This window comes from Candidatus Symbiopectobacterium sp. (genome assembly GCF_020054415.1).
In the GTDB taxonomy this organism is placed as follows: Bacteria; Pseudomonadota; Gammaproteobacteria; order Enterobacterales; family Enterobacteriaceae; genus Symbiopectobacterium.
This window is the reverse complement of sequence record NZ_JAHWCO010000244.1, coordinates 1-2,645: the sequence shown is the minus strand read 5'-3', so window position 1 is coordinate 2,645 and position 2,645 is coordinate 1. Positions and strand designations below refer to the sequence as shown.

Genomic DNA, 2,645 nt, shown 5'->3' with positions numbered 1-2,645 from the left:
GGTGGGTGAAGCCATGGCCATGGTCAAAGCGCTTAACCGGATCACGCTATTAGGAATGCCGAACAGTATTCGCATCACGTAACAATCGACCCGTATGGGGCGCAGTCGTTACAAGTTCTGATTTATTCAACAAAGCCTCGTGCCTGATGCACATGCTCAATAACATGGGATGACATATGAAATTGCAACAGCTTCGTTATATCGTTGAAGTTGTTAATCATAACCTGAATGTTTCCTCAACGGCTGAGGGTCTGTACACCTCGCAGCCGGGAATCAGTAAACAGGTGAGAATGCTGGAAGATGAGCTGGGAATTCAAATTTTTGCGCGTAGCGGTAAGCACCTGACTCAGGTAACGCCGGCAGGTCAGGAAGTGGTGCGTATTGCCCGGGAAGTGCTCTCTAAGGTGGATGCCATCAAGGCCGTAGCAGGAGAGCACACCTATCCTGATAAAGGTTCGCTCTATGTGGCTACCACGCATACGCAGGCGCGTTACGCATTGCCGGATGTCATCAAAGGATTCATTGAGCGTTATCCTCGCGTTTCACTGCATATGCATCAGGGATCGCCAACGCAGATAGCCGAAGCGGTCGCGAAAGGGGCGACATATTTTGCCATCGCCACTGAGGCGCTGCATCTGTATGACGATTTGATCATGCTGCCGTGCTACCACTGGAATCGCGCGGTGGTGGTGAAACCCGATCATCCGTTGGCAACGAAGAAAGATATCACCATTGAAGAACTGGCAGCCTATCCGATAGTTACCTACACCTTCGGTTTTACCGGCCGTTCGGAGCTGGATACCGCATTTAACCGTGCAGGGCTGACACCGCGCATTGTGTTCACTGCCACGGATGCTGATGTGATCAAAACATACGTGCGTCTGGGGTTGGGTGTGGGTGTTATCGCCAACATGGCCGTCGACCCGCGCACGGAGACAGATCTGGTGACCATTAACGCGAACAGCATTTTTAGCTACAGCACCACCAAGATCGGGTTCCGGCGCAGTACCTTCCTGCGCAGCTACATGTATGATTTTATTCAGCGCTTTGCGCCGCACCTCACGCGTGATGTGGTGGATTCTGCCATTTCTTTGCGATCAAATGAAGAAATTGAAGCTATGTTTAAGGATATAACGCTGCCCGTGAAATAGCGTCGATTATTCATCAAAGAAGTGCATGGCATGATCAAGCTTGTGCTATCAGTAGTGGCCTGTGCGCTAATAGTGATATCAGGCATCGTGCTGCAGGCCTCTAGGCTTTTGAACTCCCTGAGTGTGCCCAGCAGACTTTATCGTTTTCGCTGAGCGATGCCCGTCTTGAAGGCACGCTGTTGCTGCCTGATAACAAACACAACCCGCCCGTGGTGTTGCTAGTGCACGGCGACGGTGCCCAGGACCGCTGGTCTGATGGCGGCTACCTTCCGCTGGTAAATGCACTTGTTGCCTAGGGGATTGGCGTATTTTCCTGGGATAAGCCCGGCGTAGCGGCCAGCCCCGGTGATTGGCTGACACAGACCCTACGCGATCGTGCTGATGAAGCGGTTGCCGCACTGCATGCGTTGCGTGCACGGCCAGAATTGAAAGAGAGTCGTCTGGGGTTTCTCGGTTTTTCTCAAGCGGGGTGGGTGGTACCTAATGCCAGTCAGCGTTCAACGGCAGATTTTATCGTGTTGATTGGCCCTGCAATAAAATGGCGCGAGCAAGGTTTCTACTACATGCAGCAACGTCTAGCCGTAGAAGGGGCAGAGCCATCGGAGATTACCGCTGCCATCGCGAGAGAACGTGTAGCCTATTCACAACGCCTTACGCCCCAAACGGTGATGCAACCTTGCTCGTCACGTTGCACTCGAGACGATTTTGAGCGACGTAATGCGTTGTCGGATGCACGTCAGGACATTGCCGCACAGCACGTGCTGGTGATGGTGATGGTGATGGTGATGGTGATGGTGATGGTGATGGTGCTGATGGGGGCTAAGGATCTCAATGTTTCCTCCAAGGAAACCAATATATTGTCTCCATGCTTGCAAATGCTTTTCATAAATTCATTTATAATCATTGGGATAAATTGAAATTCCCTTTTCTGTTGTTTCCTCTTGCTTCCATGCTTACGCCGTCTTGCAGTAAATTACGCATAACAATACGAATAACAGATGAGGCTGCATGATGAGCGGAGAACTAAACAAACTCTCGGATAAGAAGCTGAAAAATCTATTGGGGGTGCCTCGGGAGAAGTACGAATTCTTTGCTGATGGTGCAGGGCTTAGCGTCAGAGTATCGACAGTAGGCGGCATTAGCTGGACATTCACCTATCGTAACTGTGGCACAATACAGCGAGTAACTTTGGTGCGCTATCCAGATATGAGTCTCAAGCGCGCTCGAGAGAAGCGGGATGAGTGCCGAACATGGCTATCTGAAGGTAAAGACCCCCGCCGACAGCTGGAGCTGACCAAGCAAGAATCACTAAAACCTGTAACAGTTAGAGATGCAATAGAGTATTGGATAAAAATGTATTAGTCGCGACTAGATCTGACACTGGACCTTGAAAGGTTGAGAGTTACCGGTTTTGATATGGGTGTCTGATCCTTAAACAAAACGCGAGGTAACTCTCATGCTTCATACTAACAATCCCATTATCAAACACAAAGC

2 protein-coding genes and 2 pseudogenes are annotated in these 2,645 nt (G+C 50.4%); all 4 read left to right on the top strand.

Annotated elements, in window-relative coordinates:
- Positions 1-82, top strand: a pseudogene (locus tag QZ506_RS07145) (lipoprotein); the annotation flags it as partial.
- A 94-nt stretch (positions 83-176) separates the two neighbouring features.
- Positions 177-1,151, top strand: coding sequence for an HTH-type transcriptional regulator CysB (gene cysB / locus QZ506_RS07140; protein ID WP_291970055.1), 975 nt, complete (start codon positions 177-179; stop codon positions 1,149-1,151).
- Between the two features lie 407 nt (positions 1,152-1,558).
- Entirely contained in the window at positions 1,559-2,068 is a 510-nt protein-coding gene (locus QZ506_RS07135; protein ID WP_291970053.1) for a hypothetical protein, read from the top strand.
- 94 nt (positions 2,069-2,162) lie between these two features.
- Positions 2,163-2,510, top strand: a pseudogene (locus QZ506_RS07130) (Arm DNA-binding domain-containing protein); the annotation flags it as partial.
- Between the last annotated feature and the right edge of the window lie 135 nt (positions 2,511-2,645).

Excerpts from the sequence above, each read along its gene's own strand:
- cysB (WP_291970055.1), top strand. The coding sequence starts at position 177 with ATGAAATTGCAACAGCTTCGTTATATCGTTGAAGTTGTTAATCATAAC.